Source organism: Faecalibacterium faecis, assembly GCF_040096475.1.
In the GTDB taxonomy this organism is placed as follows: domain Bacteria; phylum Bacillota; class Clostridia; order Oscillospirales; family Ruminococcaceae; genus Faecalibacterium; species Faecalibacterium taiwanense.
In genome coordinates, this window is sequence record NZ_JBBMEP010000006.1 from 1 (window position 1) to 14,078 (window position 14,078).

Annotated in this window: 11 protein-coding genes; 1 reads left to right on the forward strand and 10 read right to left on the reverse strand. The window is 53.8% G+C overall.

Annotation, left to right across the window (positions count from 1 at the left end; translation table 11 throughout):
* Positions 1-210: 210 nt before the first annotated feature.
* From WMO17_RS04060 to WMO17_RS04105, 10 genes are all read right to left on the reverse strand, one after another.
* Positions 211-588, reverse strand: coding sequence for a hypothetical protein (locus tag WMO17_RS04060; RefSeq protein ID WP_249235590.1), 378 nt, complete (start codon positions 586-588; stop codon positions 211-213).
* 138 nt (positions 589-726) lie between these two features.
* A complete protein-coding gene (locus WMO17_RS04065) occupies positions 727-1,602 on the reverse strand; it encodes a ParB N-terminal domain-containing protein (RefSeq protein ID WP_349137531.1) in 876 nt (291 codons plus the stop codon).
* 12 nt (positions 1,603-1,614) lie between these two features.
* Complete coding sequence (locus WMO17_RS04070) at positions 1,615-3,150, reverse strand: relaxase/mobilization nuclease domain-containing protein (protein WP_349137532.1); 1,536 nt, start codon at positions 3,148-3,150, stop codon at positions 1,615-1,617.
* Positions 3,122-3,556 carry a plasmid mobilization protein gene (locus WMO17_RS04075; RefSeq protein ID WP_349137533.1) on the reverse strand — a complete coding sequence of 145 codons (435 nt, stop codon included), beginning with the start codon at positions 3,554-3,556 and terminating at the stop codon, positions 3,122-3,124. Before WMO17_RS04075 ends, WMO17_RS04070 begins: the two co-directional genes overlap by 29 nt.
* A 731-nt stretch (positions 3,557-4,287) precedes the next feature.
* Entirely contained in the window at positions 4,288-5,979 is a 1,692-nt protein-coding gene (locus tag WMO17_RS04080) for a sensor histidine kinase (RefSeq protein ID WP_181573340.1), read from the reverse strand.
* A gap of 116 nt (positions 5,980-6,095) precedes the next feature.
* Entirely contained in the window at positions 6,096-8,102 is a 2,007-nt protein-coding gene (locus WMO17_RS04085) for a glycosyl hydrolase 115 family protein (RefSeq protein WP_349137534.1), read from the reverse strand.
* A gap of 64 nt (positions 8,103-8,166) precedes the next feature.
* On the reverse strand, positions 8,167-9,018 hold the full coding sequence (locus WMO17_RS04090; protein WP_112122121.1) for a carbohydrate ABC transporter permease: 852 nt from the start codon (positions 9,016-9,018) through the stop codon (positions 8,167-8,169).
* Between the two features lie 12 nt (positions 9,019-9,030).
* Positions 9,031-9,942, reverse strand: coding sequence for a carbohydrate ABC transporter permease (locus WMO17_RS04095; RefSeq protein WP_353963377.1), 912 nt, complete (start codon positions 9,940-9,942; stop codon positions 9,031-9,033).
* Positions 9,943-10,008: 66 nt separating this feature from the next.
* Positions 10,009-11,355: an ABC transporter substrate-binding protein gene (locus WMO17_RS04100; RefSeq protein ID WP_242983661.1), complete on the reverse strand. Its 1,347-nt coding sequence runs from the start codon at positions 11,353-11,355 to the stop codon at positions 10,009-10,011.
* A 165-nt stretch (positions 11,356-11,520) separates the two neighbouring features.
* Positions 11,521-12,981, reverse strand: coding sequence for a response regulator transcription factor (locus WMO17_RS04105; protein WP_112122123.1), 1,461 nt, complete (start codon positions 12,979-12,981; stop codon positions 11,521-11,523).
* Positions 12,982-13,334: 353 nt separating this feature from the next.
* Here WMO17_RS04105 and WMO17_RS04110 point away from each other — a divergent pair, with 353 nt between their 5' ends.
* Positions 13,335-14,075, forward strand: a complete 741-nt coding sequence (locus WMO17_RS04110) for a sialate O-acetylesterase (protein ID WP_249234042.1) — start codon at positions 13,335-13,337, stop codon at positions 14,073-14,075.
* The last annotated feature ends 3 nt before the right edge of the window (positions 14,076-14,078 follow it).

Sequence of the window (14,078 nt, forward strand, 5' to 3'; positions counted from 1 at the left end):
GGAGAGCCCACTACACTTTGCAGACCGCAGGGCTGAAAGCGTCATAGTGGGTTATTACACTTCCGCAGAAGTGCCTTCTCCTCGCCGCAGACAGCCGGGTGTGCCTTTTGTGAGAGCTTTCTGTGCGGCGAATCTACATCGCCCACAGGCGATGTAAGCAGGGATTCCAAAGGGGCGCAGCACCCTTGGCACACGACTTTGGTACAAAGTCTAGTGTGTTACACCTTTCCAGAGGTGTATACGTTCCTGAAATGCAAAAAGCCCCATACCCAACACCTTAACGGTGCGGACATGGGACTTGATGCTTCCTCGGCCTAGCCGGGTACTCCGTAACCAATCCTGACAGGCAGTTGCCGTGTCATTTTTCGAAAACTGTTTTACGGATACCCAGCAGTCGGGAACGCTCTGTTTCTCTTTGCTGGGGGCATGATGAGCCTGCTCCGCCTGCCATGCAGCAAACTCCCGCTGGCCTTCCTCGCTGTTCCAGCAGGCAAGGATGGCCGGGTAGAATGCCCGTGCCAGACGGTCGATGACTTCATCGGGGTAAGGGGAAGTGTTTGTGGACTTTTTCTTTTTGTTCAAACGCACGCTCCTTTGACTGTCCCACCGTGGCAAAGCCGGGCAAGAAAATCAAAGTTCCAATTTCATGTCAGGCGCAAGGGCGCGGATGCTTTCCGCCCTGCTCTTGCGGCTGGTGACTCGTTGATGGCTTACAAGTGCCTGTCGTTATGCGATTTTTTCATCGTTCAGCAGTTCTTCAAACTGTGCCATATATGCCTTATGCTGTTTGAGAATCTTCGTGGTCTCCACTTTCACATAGGCATCATCAGGCACCTTAGGGAGATACTTCATCAGGAAATCAACATCCTGCTGGATTCGCCGGACGGCAGCTTCCAGCGCAGAATAGTTGATTCCGTAGATGCGTTTCTGCGGAGCAGGGCGCTCCTCCGGGTGCAGAATTTCGTGCACGATCTGCTTGCGGTTCGGAAAATCTGCCCTGGCAAGACGGTGCATATCGGCATCACGGACTTTGAACTGCCCGGACAGAATTTTCTCCTGCATACCGGGTATCATCTGATCCATGATTTGAACGCCCCGCATGAACTTTTCCGAGCGGACAACATAGGATTCGCTGACGTTGTTCCGCTCTGCAATCTGCTTGCGGACGCTTGTATCTGTGGCAGTGGGAGGAATTGTGTCAATTTGACACAATTCCTCCGGGGCGGTTTTCTTGGAAGACGTCGTGTGCTGGTTGTTGCCGTTTCCACCGGGCTTTCGATGTTCCACACTGTACTGCTTTCCAATGAGGAACTTCTTCTGCTCCGGTGTAAGGTTGCGCCGCCCCAACTGGTTTTTGCAGATCCATGCGAGGACTTCTTCTCTGCTTTCAAACGGGAGCGGCATCGTGGAGAAGGAGATTTCGGGATGTTCCTGAACGATTTCATAACGGTTGTGACCATCAACAAGGGTGTTATTCCAAACAATCAAAGGAGAGAGCAGCTTGCCCTCTTTCAGGATATTTTCTTCAAGCTGCTTGAATTCATCATCGGTCAGTGGAGGGATCTGGGACTGGAACTCCGGGTCAATTTTCAAGTTGATCATACGCACACTCCTTTATCTCTCCTGCTGCGCCTGTTCTTCCTCCCGGAAAAAGGACGCAACGTTCTGCTTTGCGGTTTTCAGCTTGAGCAGTTCTTCCTTGGCTTCTTTGTACTGCTCATAGAACTTTGCCTTTTCGGATGCCAACTGTGCATACTCGGCTTCCAGCTTTTTCGGGCTGGGCAGCTTTGTGGTGTTGTTTGCCTTGAAATAGGCTGCTGCCGCTCGGTACGCTGTCAGCTCTGCACGATGCTGTTCCTCAAAGGCTGCGGGGCACTTGGCGGTCTTTAACTGCTGGGCGATGTTCTTGGTGCTGGCGTAGGCTGCGACGTGATAGCGCAGCTCTTTGTTGAATTTCATGCGACCTTCGATATCTTTCACCACCGCCAGTGCGTCGTGATACTTGGTTTCCAGTTCGGTGATGCGCTGGTTCAGATCATCCTCGTTGAGCAAATCTTTCTCCTGCAAGAGGATCAGAGTTTGCGACATGGCTTTGAGGTTGAACTTCTTTGCCCAACATTCGTAGCCAATGCCCTTGCCTTCGGTCAGCTTTGCCTGAATATCGATCAGCTTTGCAAGGTTGGTCGGTTTGGACTGTACCTTGGGTTTGCGCTCTGCGTTTGCCTGCAACGTGGCAAGCACTGCCGCCTTATCGAACTTGTCACCGAGATGTTTCGCTCGGATAAACTTGGTTCTGCCAGCAGGCAGATAGCTGAGCCGCCCACGGCTTTCCTTGACGGCAATGCCGTACTGCTGCATGAGCCTGTCAGAAAATTCTTCAAAACTCGTTGTGCGGTACAGCACTGAAGAAATCTGTTTCCGTAAAGTGTCTTTCACGGTTTCAAACTTCTTCTGCTTGGGCGGCTGTCCGGCTGCGGTGAGGGCTGCGTTTGCAAGATCAAGTTTCTGTTGCCCACGCCGCCTTGCCCAATATTCGGCCTCGCTGACACGCTCCTTCGAGCCGTTGAGCAGGTCGATCTGGTACAATCCGGCACCCTCGCACAGCTCCATGACCTCGACACGGAGGTGCCGCATGGTCTGGGCGGTGCTGGAGTGCTTCATGCCCTCGCGCCAATCGCGGGGCTTCTGCATATAGGGCTTGCGCTCCACTTCTCGTGTTCGGATGCTGCCAATCACGATGTGGACATGGATGTTTCCCGAATGGTTGTGCCCATCGGGGTGAGTGCAGACGATGGCGGGATGACCGGGGAAGTTTTCTTCGCAGAATTTCAGGCCAAGGGTCTGTGCCTTTTCCATGGTCAAGCCGTTGTCGGCTGCATCTCGTGGGTCAAAGCTGATGATATATTGATGGCTCTTAATATCACCATGCTGGGTGTTCTTGCCATACCTGCGGTTTGCCAGCAGACAGGCCGTTGCAAACGAGAAATCGCCACACTCAAGGGTGTCGAGCAGGTACGAATCCCGCAGCTTTGGTCTGCCTTGTTCGTCCAGAAGTTGCTTTCCGGTGAACGAATCGTGCTGGTAAATGAGGTACGCTTCGATGGCGGTGTAGTCCGAGTTTTTAGAGGCGATATGCTTGAGCGTTACCATACAGTTCACCCAGAACTTTCTCGGCGTGCAGCCGGAATGCGGTCAGGTCTGCAAGTTCGTCAAGGAGTTTCGCCCGGATCTGCTCGGTGTCTGCACCGCCGGAATTGAAGTGCCTTGCAAGCTGGTTGAGGTTGCCGCCCACCTTGTTGCACTGGGCAAGCAGGGTGGAAACGGCGGTCAGAGTTTCTTCGCCACCACTGGCAACGATGACCGTTTTCTCGATCTTGGCGTTGTGGATGGCACGGCGGATAAAAGTGGAGAGGGAGAGATTCAGGAGTTTGCAAGTGAGTTCCAGTGACGCTTTTTCCTCCGCTGTCACACGGAACTTGATAACGTGCGTTTTGTTGTTCGGCGTGTCGTGGTGCTGGGAATTGCTGGGAATCGGTTGAACATTCGTTTTGGTCATTGTACCTCCTGTCTGTTCGATAACTCCTCGGTGAAGTTATGTAAGCACGACACGCCGTTCCATTCGTGCCGCAAGGCACGAATGATGAGCAGGGTTTGGGGTTGGACCGCGTTTGCGCAGCGCAGCAATGAAAGCCCCAGTGGGGCTTTTAAGCGGCAGCGCGGTCTGCGACAGCAGATGGAGGGGCGTTGCCCCGACAAGCGCTACCCCAACAAGATCACTTCGGAAATGCAGACGCATTGAAGAAGTGAAGTCCCAGTGGAGCACAACATTTTCAAGAATTGAAAATTTGTGGCCACGGGACGGTTCTTGCCCTCTACCGCTGCGCTCAAAACGCATTTTCAACAAATGTTTCCGAATTGTTAAGACGCAAAAAATAAGTAGAGGTTGTGCTGCTCATGTAATGGGGTCGCCGTTTGCTCCGAACGAAGTTCCTGCCCCTGTTTAGGCAGCGGCGTTGACGAAAAGTCGGTATCACGTCCGGTCGGCTCATGAAATTTTCAAGGTGCGTTTCCCATAAAAGAAAAATACCGCCCACGCAGCGCAGCGATGATTTTGTCGGGTGAATCGGCGGCAAAATGAATCGGGTGTGTTGCGGGCGGTACGTTCTTTCTGGGCAATCGTCCACTGAAAGTGGTGGTTATCACGGTGAGAACCACCACTTTTGTCAGCAGGATTTGGAATAAAGGGTATCATGAAAGTGTAGGTGCGTCAATATTGTTTTGCGAAATTTATTGCGGTAAAGCGGTAGAAGTATCACTAATATCTTCCGAAACGGCCAGATTTTCCTGCTTCAGTACAATTTTGACCGTCGTGCCGGATTCATCACTGTCAAAATCAAACCCAAAGGCCTTGTAAAGCATAGACAGCCGCTCGTAGATGTTTTTCAAGCCAATGCCGTGTCCCTGCGGTTTGACTGTGAAGGTTCGTATCTTAGTTAGCTTCTCTGGTTTGACAGGCTTTCCAGTATTGTGAACAATCAATGTCAAGGTATCATCCTCTGCTTGCACGATCACATCGATTTTGCAAACTTCATCACTGTCCTCCACGCCATAATGGATTGCGTTTTCTACAAGCGGCTGCAAGGTAAAGTGCGGCAAGGACCATTGCTCCAGTTCACCGGATGCCGTCAGCGTAAACTCCGCACGGCTCTTATAGCGAAGTTGCTGAATGGCGATGTAACTGCCTGCCAGCTGTACATCTGCTGCCGCGGTAGAATTCTGGCGCGGGCTGAGGGCGGCACGGAGAATGTCGCCCAGACTGACGATCATCTTACAGGCATCTTCCCGGTTGCCTGCTTTGACCAGCCAGTTCAGCGTTCCGAGGGTGTTGTATAAGAAGTGCGGGTTGATCTGTGCCTGCAGCATCTTATACCGGGTTTCCTGCAGGAGAATCTGTTTTTCGTAATTCTCATGGATCAGTGTGTCGATCTTGCCCAGCATGGAATCAAATTCTTTTGTCAATGTGCCAATTTCATCTGCCGAGATGTCTTTCGGCAACAGGGCGCGGGCTGCTGCAAAGTTACCCTCCTGCTGGTCAACCGTCTGCACCGCTTCGCCCAGAGTATGGATTGGCTTTGTGACAAGGCGCGCCATATGCAGAAGCACCCATGCAAACAGAAGCAGAATCGCACATTCACCGAATATCAGGGCATTTCGAGCCGCATTGATTTGGCCATAGATTTCATGGTAGTCAAATACACTGCATAGCCGAAGTCCAGTAAGTGAACTGGTTTGCCAGCAGATGAATTTTTTCTTGCCGCTCAAGGTCTGGATCTTATAACCCTGTGCGCTGTCCGGCAGCACAACGGCATCCGCCGCCTTACCGCTGTGATAAACCAGCGTCTGACAATTGTACAGATACAGTTCAGATGGTTTGCTGGAAAGGCGGTGAATCTCATTGTCCAGCAATTTCCCGACATTCAGTGCTACCACAACGGTGCCCAGTTTTTTCAGGCTCATGTCCTGACTGCGCAAGATTCTCCGCCCACAGAGGATGTACGGATAGTCTGCACTGTCGGATGACACCAGTGTAAAGCCGCCGGGGGTCTGGTTCAGCGACATTTCAAGGGCGGTCAACCGGGCCGCACCGGGGTCGGGCATATCCTGCCCGATGGTCAGTGTATGTCCATACAGATCGGTATATTGCAGGCTGCTGATTTGCCCGTCCTGATAGATTTTTTCCAGCAGGAGCGGGCGGATGCCTGTGAGCAGATAATAGTAATTTGCTGTCTCCGGGTCTGCGTTTGAAAGGGCGTTCATCTGCTGCTGAATCGTGGAATCCACGGCGATGCTGCGGGTCAGGGTGTCAATGCCCTGAATATCATCGTCCACCTTCTGCACGAAAAAATCCAGTTCCTGCAGGGATTTCTCATAGAACTTTTCCTCAAAGACTGAAAGTCCCAAATGCAGTGCGCCGATCATCAGCGCACCGCTGAGCAGGGTCAGTACCGCAAAGATACCGACAAATTTCTGTGCCAGCGGTAAATCAAGAAACTGTTTTTTGGCTCGGTGGAACATGGCCTTTCCTCACATTTCGTTTACTGCCCCCAGTGCTGCTCCATAAGCCGCCAAAGGGTGTCATCATCCGGGTGATTGTCCGTGTTCAGGATCAGCATCACACGGCGGTCCGCTTCGCTGTCGTTAAACTCCCGCATCCATTCGTAAAAATGCGGGCCTTCGCCCATTGTACGTGCAAAGCTCATCAGGTAACCACAAAGCTGTGCCGACTGTTTAACATCAGTTTGACACTCGTTGGCGTAAAAGTCAATCCATTTTCCATGTTCCCGGTTCCGCATGGCAGCATTTGCGGCAGTGTAGGCATTTTTTGCCCGGCCTGCCTGATAGAAGCAATGCTTCCAGTCGCCCACGAAACCGGCCTCCAGTGCTGCGCATACGTCCTCGCCGCCCTCTGCCCAGAATGTGTAGAGCTGTGCCTGCATCAAAAGCGTATCCTGAAAAAGTGTCCGTGCGGCACCAGTCAGAGTGGCAGCAGTAGCTTCGCATTGGCGAAGATACTGCTCATAGTTTTGCATGGCTTCTCGGAATTTTTCACCGCACCATGCTGCCTGCCCGCTCAGAGCCGGACGGTCACATAGCCAGTTCAGGTCCTCGCTGGGCTGGGTGCGGTCACGGAGGAACTGGGTAATAAGCATCCTGGGCACATGGTTGTAAAATTGATCACCTGCATGGTCGTCCGGGTGTTCCCCGTACGATACGGCATGGTCCGCATATCCGGCAAGGCATTTTGCCACGGGCAGGGCATTGGCTTTGCCGTAGTAAGCCTGTGCATAAGCGATGCGGTGACCCTCCGGGTCGGCAGTGCCGCTCTGCCAGAGCTGGGCGATGCAGTCCAGCAGATACGCATGGGGCTTGACGTTGGAGCAGTTGATGAGCCAGTAATCATCCACACCGTGGCGGAGAGCATTGGTCAGCTCCTCGCAGACAAACTCCGTGCTGTTGGGCAGCATGGTAATGTGACTTGCCGCCTGCAAATCATAAAAGGATGCGTGATAATACAGACCGTGTGCGCCGGTATCGCCCTGCGGTGGCAGTGCCTTCACACGTGGATTGCTGTTGCCCTGCCGGCGGCTGACCATCTTGCCGAAGCCATTATCTGCCCAGATTTTGATCACCTCGTCCGGCAGATCAAGGCAGCCCTGCTGGTACAGTTCCATAGTCTCCCCATACAGATTGGTGCAGCAGACGGCATGCGGGTCGCTGTGCTTGACCAGATCATACTGTTCCCGGATGAGGGAGGAAATCAGTGCGCCCCGCTTTTCCGGGGTGTCGTACTGGGGGTCGTCCTCCCAGAAGGGTTTATCGCCCTGCCCCCGGAACCCGATGTTCCAGACGGTGGGTGTATTTTTTTGCCGGTCAATGGCCTGCTGCCAGAGCGCGCGGAACTTTTCCGGGTAGAGACTGAACTTTGGTTCCAGCTCCGGGTACGCCTGCACAAACATTTCGGCTCCCAGCGGCTCGGCATGGTGGTGGGTGATGATGAGGCCCATATCCGCTGCAAGATCATGGTAGCGGTGGCCGTTTTTGCCCGTGCCGGGAATCACCAGATTGCCGCCCAGCCGCAGCAGCGTCTCAAAGACCATCACAAAGGGCATCTCGCTGCGGCGTTCCACCTTCCAGTGGGAAATCAGAGTTTCATCGTTGACGAACCAGCCGCGGTACCGTACCCGTGCGGGCTTGCTTTCATATGTGAAATTCTGCGGCACAGTCACGCCATCGGTCTGGATAAATTTCTGATCGTTCCAGAACCAGAAGGGCTGCACACCCAGAAAACGGCGACTGATTTCAAACAGACCGTATACAAAGCCGAGGGCATCGGCGGCGGTCAGCATCAGTCTGTCCTCATGCACCTGCAGGCAGAAACACTCCGGCGGAAGGTCACTATCCTTTGCAAGAACGATATCGCCGCCGGGCATTCCGGTCTCTGTGAATACAGCTTTCTTATCTCTCTGCAAGGCAGAGATGGCATACTGTACGGGCTTTGGCGGCTCCGTAGCAACGATCTGACTATTCCGGTTGAGAATCATACACAAAAACCTCTCTTTTGAAAAAAGGCACTGTACGCGCCGCACAGTGCCTTGATGAATGAACTTAACCCTTGATGCCGTCAGTGGCGATACCTTCAACGATATATTTCTGGAACAGGATGAACACGATGATGACCGGCAGCAACGACAGCACCGACATAGCGAACAGACCGCCGTAGTTGTTGTAGCTATTGGGGTCGGTGTAGAGCTTCAGTGCCAGCGGGATGGTATAATTCTTCGGGCTGGAAACGAAGATCAGCGGCTGGAAGAAGTCCTGCCAGATCCAGTAGAAGGCGAAGATGGCTGCGGTCACGATGGCGGGCTTGACGATGGGAATCATAATTTTGAACAGGATGCCGGGCTTGGAACAGCCGTCCAGCATGGCAGCCTCGTCCAGATCACGGGGAATGCCGCGCATATACTGGGCGATGAGGAAGATGAAGAAGCCGTAGCCGAACACCCACGGCAGGGTCATAGAAACCAGCGTATCGGAAAGTCCCAGCTTTTTCAGGATGATGTACTGGGGCACTACCATGACCTGCGAAGGAATCATCATAGTCATGACGATGCAGCCGAACCAGAAGTTTGCACCCTTGAATTTCAGGCGGGAAACCGCATAGGCGGCGAGCAGGGAACAGAAGATAGTGCCTGCAACCGAGACCACAGTAACGATGACGCTGTTCAATGTAAACCGCCAGAACGGAATGCCCGCGATACCCTTCCAGCCGGAAAGGTAGTTTGTGAGAATATCCCACTTTTCCGGGATGAGCGACCATGCGTTGTGGAACATGGTGTCGTTGGACTTGAAAGAGCTCATCAGCAGCCACAGCAGCGGATACACCATGATAAAGCCCAGAACACAGGAAAAAATGTGGAAGAACACGGATTGTGCCTTTGTACTTTTCTGACCAACCATTTTTCTTTCTCCTTACCCTTCGTAATGAACCCAGCTGTTCTGGCTCTTGAACAGGATCAGGGTCATAACTCCGATGATGGCAACCAGAATCCATGCCAGTGCGCAGGAGTAACCCATGTGGAAGTTTGCAAATGCCGAGCGGTACAGGTACAGCACATAGGTCAGAGTGCTGTTCATGGGGCCGCCATCCGTGATAACGTAACTCTCGGTAAAGACGCGGAAACCGTTGATGATCTGCTGGATGAGGTTGAAGAAGATAGTCGGGGTCAGCATCGGCATGGTGATTTTCCAGAATTGCTGCATCTTGGAAGCACCATCCAGCGAAGCAGATTCATACAGGGAATTCGGAATCTGCTTCAGCCCGGAGAGGAACACCAGCATACAGGAACCGAACTGCCACACACCCATCAGGACGATGACGAACAGAGCAGTTTTGGGGTTGCCCAGCAGGGAGAATTTCTGTTCGATGCCAATGGCAGACAGCAGGCTCATAAGAACACCCTTGTTGCCGAAAATCTGCTTCCAGACCACGGAAACAGCGATAGAGCCGCCGACGATGGACGGGATGTAATACAGAACACGATAAAACGCCATGCCCATGTGCTTTTTGTTCAGCAACGTTGCCACGAACAGCGCAAAGGCCAGACGGAGCGGCACCATGATAAAGACATAGCTGAACGTAACGACCAACGCCTTGCGAAAGGTCTTATCGGTTGTAAAAATAGTGATATAGTTTTTCAGTCCGACCCAGTTGGGGGCGGACAGCAGGTTATAATCCGTAAAGGAATAGTAGATGGACATCGCAGCCGGGATCACATACATGAAGATGAATCCAAACAGCCACGGAGCCAGCAGCAGATAGCCGACTTTGGTATCATCGCCAAAATTGTGCTTTTTCAGCGCAACAGCTTTTGTGTTTGACACAGCGAGGCCTCCTTTTCACAAAAAGGCGGGAGGGGTCTGTGGAGTGACCCCTCCCGCATGGTTTCATTAGTTGTTGGTGGCGAGGATGTTGTTGGCCTCGTCATAGAACTGCTGTGCAGCCTCGGCGGGAGTGGCCTGACCGTAGAACACGCTGTAGGCAATGTTCTTGAACTGGGTGTTGATCTCGGAAATACCGGAGGGGTCCGGTGCCGGGGTATCGCCGCAGTAATCAGCGGCATCGGAAACGAAGTCGAACATTTCAACCTGCTTCTGGGTCAGCGCGCCGCTGCTGGTCAGATGATCACGGGAGTTGCTTGCGGAGGGAGTGCCGCGCTCGCCCAGCATGATGTCGTTGGCTTCGTCGCTGTTCAGGAACCAGCTGATGAAAGCGGCAGCAGCATCCTTGACCTTGGAAGTCTCGGACACGGAGAAGAACATGCCGGGCTTGTACCAAAGAGCTTTCTCTCCGGCCTTCTTCACCGGGGGAACCAGCAGCTCCAGCGTGTCGTTGCCGGCATTTGCACCGATGGTGCCAAAGTTGTTCCAGGACTGGTGGAATGCTGCATCGCCGGTGATGACCGGGCTTGCGTCATTGCCCAGGGTCGCGATCTGCTCGTACTCATCGGGGTTCGGTGCGGCACCGGCATCGATCAGTTCTTTCCAAAGCTGGAAGTAATCGGTCAGGATCTGCACATCATCAAAGCCCAGGCTCTTGTTGTCCTCTGCGAACAGGGAGACACCATGCTCACGCACCCAGTAGTTCAGCAGGTTGGTGTCGATGAACGCAGAGCCGCCGAAGCCGTACTTGCCGGTCTTTTCCTTGACGGTCTTGCAGATGGAAACAAAGTCGTCCCAGGTCCAGCCGTTCTGAGGAGCGGTGACACCGGCCTCTTCCAGCACAGAGGGGTTGTAGATGAAGGAGACCAGCGAGGTGGACAGCGGGATACCCACCATCTTGCCGCCAATGGTGCCTGCATCGATCAGGGCATCGTCCACGTTGGAAATATCCAGCGTGCCGTCCGAAGCATAAGAGGACAGGTCTGCCAGAGAGCCGTTCTTGGCGTAGGTGGAGATGTACATATAGTCCATCTGGACGATATCAGCCATGCCGCCGGTGGCTGTGTCGGTAGCCAGCTTCTCAAAGTAGCCATCCCAGCCGGAGGGGGTGGTCTCAAAATGCACATTGGGGTTCAGCTCGGTGTACTTGTCCAGCACTTTCTGGGTCAGGTCGTGACGGGTCTGGCCGCCCCACCATGTAAAGCGAATGGTCACATCGCCGTTTACGGCAGATGCGCTGCCGGATGCGGCAGAAGAAGCAGCGGTGGAGCTGGATGCGCCGCCGCAGGCGGCCAGTGCGGATGCCACACCGGCAGCACCGGCGACCTTCAGAAAGTTTCTGCGAGAGATCTTCATGAGAATTTCCTCCATTTTCCTTCGTGTTTTCTGTTACGGGGGAGCCGTCGCTCCCTGTATGGTACGCACCCTTTTGTTGCTTTTATTGTATCGCTTTTTTTCAAAAACAAAATGGAAAATGTCGGTCTTTCTCTTGGAAAAAACCGACATTCAAAAGCAGCCTGTTCAATGATGGTTCCGGTATTCCGTCGGTGTCACGCCGCAGATCTTACGGAATACTTTGGAAAAATACTGTCCGTCCAGCGGGTAGCCCACCAGTTCCGCCAGACGGCTGATCTTCATATCCGGCTGAAATTCCAGCAGCCGCCGGGCCTGTGTGATGCGGCAGTGTTCCAGATACGCCGAGAACCGGTTGCCGGTCATCTGGGAGAAGATGCGCCGCAGGTGATCTTCGCTCATGAAAAGCCGCTGCTGTGCAATGGTCTGCAAGCTGAACTCCGGCTCCGGGAGGTTTTCGTAGATGGCAAGAAAGATCTCCCGGCTCCGAGCATCGGGCTGGGGGTGGTTCCATGCGGCGGTCAGAGCATCTGCCCATGCCGGGAGCGAATCCTCCGGGGCAGCCTTGTCCTCGAACAGCAGCTTCCACGCCAGCTCGCAGAGCTTTTGCCGCTGCTGCGGGCGATAGTCCTTTGCCTCCATTTTGGCAAAGGAAAACGCAAGCTCCTGCAAAAGCTCCTCATAGCTGCCGGTCTGCCGCAGTGCTTCCAGATCAAAGATCTCGTTCACCGTTTCCGGCAATGCCGCATTCCGGGAAGGGCGCAGAAGGGCGGGCTCGTTTTCATCCATGTTCAGCTGCAAAAGCTCCTGCGCCTGCCGGAACAGCACGGAAAGCTCTGCAAGCGTTCCTGTCCGGCTGGCAGAAGAAAGCATTGGAAGCGTTTCAAACCGCTTGAATTCTTTTTTGAGCACCTGAACCGCTGTTTCCACACTGGATTCCGCCATAGCATCTGCCAGAACCAGAACATCCCGGTCCACACCGGTGGTCATGAGCAGGGTGCCGTCCGGCAAAAGGTCGCCCAGCATATTGCCCACGACATACCGTTCCAGCGAGTCGAATCCGCATTTGAGGCGGAAATCCAACAGCAGGACCATGCGCTGTTCGCCGCCCAGTTCGTCCACAAGCTGCCGTGCGCCGGAAGATGCCTGCGCCTTTCCCAACAGCAGATCCCGGAACAGCTGCTCCCGTGCATAGGGCTTCAGCAGCCGGGCTTCGGTCTCCAGCTTTTCGGAGCGTGCATTCTTTTTGCGGGCTTCTTCCAGTTCCGCAAACGCCTTGTTCAGCACCGGGATCATTTTGGATTCATCGCAGGGCTTGAGGATGTAATGCCGCACCCCCAGCTCCATGGCCTGACTGGTAAATTCGTAGTCACCATAGCCGGAAAGCACCACAAAGGTCATATCCGGGTACTGCTCCTTTGCCTGCCGGATCATCTCAATGCCGTTCATCACCGGCATCTTGATGTCCACGATGGCGAGGTCAGGCCGGAATTTTGCGATTTTTTCCAACCCCTCGGCACCGTTCCGAGCGGTGGAAACGACCTTTATCTCATAGGAATCCCACGGTATGAACTGTGCCATTCCTTCACGCTCGATCTCCTCATCGTCCACGATCAACAGTGTATACAAGTTGCTCTCTCCTTCACCATTTTCTCCTGCCTATAAAATAATATACTTTATTATAATTTGCAAGATTTGCCCGCAGAATGTCGCTCCGGTTCAAGAAGAATGCCGGATTTGTACAGGCAGAACCGGGCAGAATGTGATATTCTGAAGCCACAGGAAATCCGCATCGTGCAACCTGCATCCATTGATTGCCACCGGCATCTGCCGCCGATGGAGGTGGGAGCGGTATTCCTCCCAAGACTTTTTGCTTGGTTTTCTCCTTCTTCATCATTTTCACAGCATAGAAGCAGCCGTTCGTGAATGTCGGCTGCTTTTGTGCTATACTGAGTTAAAAAACACGCAGGAGGCGTTTTGTTATGGCATTATGGATCAACGATGGGCTGCATGAAGCGGCAGCAGATATCCATTCTTTTCTGCTGGTGGGGCAGTCTAACATGGCCGGGCGCGGCGACCTGACAAAGGAAAACGCCATCACTGCACCGGACTGCTTTATGCTGCGGATGGGCCGCTGGCAGGAGATGAGCGAACCAATCAATGTGGACCGGGCCGTGGTGGAAGGGGCAGTTCCCCGCAGCGGGGCAAACCTTGCAGCCAGCTTTGCGGCGCAGCTGCAAAAAGAGACCGGAGCAAAAATCGGCCTGATTCCATGTGCAGACGGCGGCACCCGCATTTCCCAGTGGCAGCCGGGCGAGGTGCTGTTTGACCATGCCGTGTTTCAGGCAAGGCTGGCACAGCGTACTTCTGCGCTTACGGCGATTTTATGGCATCAGGGTGAGAGCGACTGCCTTGCACCGGAACAGCTGGAAGCCTACCCCGAACAGTTTCAGCGCACGATGCAGGCGTTCCGGAAAGAACTCGGCGATCTGCCCATCGTGGTGGGCGAACTGGGCTGGCCGGAAAACGGCTTTCACGGAACACCCGCAGAACTGCTGCACGAATTCAACCGTCGTCTGCCGGAGTGGGCAGCGCAGCTGCCCCGGTGTGCCGTAGTCTCGGCAAAAGGCCTGACAGCACGCCCGGATGGACTGCACTTTACCACCGAAGCCCTGCGCACATTGGGGCTGCGGTATCTGGAAGCTTATCAGAGTCTGTTATAAGGA

Excerpts from the sequence above, each read along its gene's own strand:
- WMO17_RS04065 (WP_349137531.1), bottom strand. The coding sequence starts at position 1,602 with ATGATCAACTTGAAAATTGACCCGGAGTTCCAGTCCCAGATCCCTCCA.
- WMO17_RS04070 (WP_349137532.1), bottom strand. The coding sequence starts at position 3,150 with ATGGTAACGCTCAAGCATATCGCCTCTAAAAACTCGGACTACACCGCC.
- WMO17_RS04075 (WP_349137533.1), bottom strand. The coding sequence starts at position 3,556 with ATGACCAAAACGAATGTTCAACCGATTCCCAGCAATTCCCAGCACCAC.
- WMO17_RS04080 (WP_181573340.1), bottom strand. The coding sequence starts at position 5,979 with ATGATCGGCGCACTGCATTTGGGACTTTCAGTCTTTGAGGAAAAGTTC.
- WMO17_RS04085 (WP_349137534.1), bottom strand. The coding sequence starts at position 8,102 with ATGATTCTCAACCGGAATAGTCAGATCGTTGCTACGGAGCCGCCAAAG.
- WMO17_RS04090 (WP_112122121.1), bottom strand. The coding sequence starts at position 9,018 with ATGGTTGGTCAGAAAAGTACAAAGGCACAATCCGTGTTCTTCCACATT.
- WMO17_RS04100 (WP_242983661.1), bottom strand. The coding sequence starts at position 11,355 with ATGAAGATCTCTCGCAGAAACTTTCTGAAGGTCGCCGGTGCTGCCGGT.
- WMO17_RS04110 (WP_249234042.1), top strand. The coding sequence starts at position 13,335 with ATGGCATTATGGATCAACGATGGGCTGCATGAAGCGGCAGCAGATATC.